At 57.5% G+C, this 621-nt stretch carries 1 rRNA gene; it reads right to left on the bottom strand.

The window, feature by feature from the left end:
- Nucleotides 1-521: 521 nt before the first annotated feature.
- Nucleotides 522-621: ribosomal RNA gene (locus KLI87_RS39590) — 16S ribosomal RNA — on the bottom strand; the annotation flags it as partial.

The following is a 621-nucleotide window of genomic DNA, read 5'->3' as shown; positions in this document are numbered from 1 at the left end:
TCGCAGGCTCCCACGTCCTTCATCGGCTCCTGATGCCAAGGCATCCACCGTATGCCCTTAAAAACTTGAACACACAAAACGATCAAAACAAATCGCAGATAAACAACAACACCCGACAACAACCCCCCACAAAAAGAGGAAGGTCATCAACGAGTCTCATCGTTCACCAGAGATGCTCGCGTCCACTGTGCAGTTCTCAAAAAACAACCGGGCCCACCACAACCCCACCCGAAAGAGTGAGGTCATGGTCCCGCGATCCAGAGGCCACCAGGCGCAAACGCCCGTTTCCTCAGGACCCAACAGCGTGTCCAACCCACCACCCACCTGAAACCGCCGTTCCCACTTCCTCGGAGCGAACCCCGAGGACGGTACTTGCCGGCTCACACAGGTGGTGAGCTGAATAACCAGTGCTCCACATCTATGAGCAGCCACCTGACGAACATTCGCCGTCAACGATGGCCACCGACTCGGATACCCCGGGTGAAACCAAGGGTCGATCCGAGCCAGTTGGTGCTCCTTAGAAAGGAGGTGATCCAGCCGCACCTTCCGGTACGGCTACCTTGTTACGACTTCGTCCCAATCGCCGGCCCCACCTTCGACCGCTCCCCCCACAAGGGTTGG

Source organism: Actinomadura sp. NEAU-AAG7, from assembly GCF_018603865.1.
GTDB classification, from domain to species: domain Bacteria; phylum Actinomycetota; class Actinomycetes; order Streptosporangiales; family Streptosporangiaceae; genus Spirillospora; species Spirillospora litoris.
Note: the sequence above shows the minus strand (reverse complement) of the source record. Positions and strands in the feature narration are given on the sequence as shown.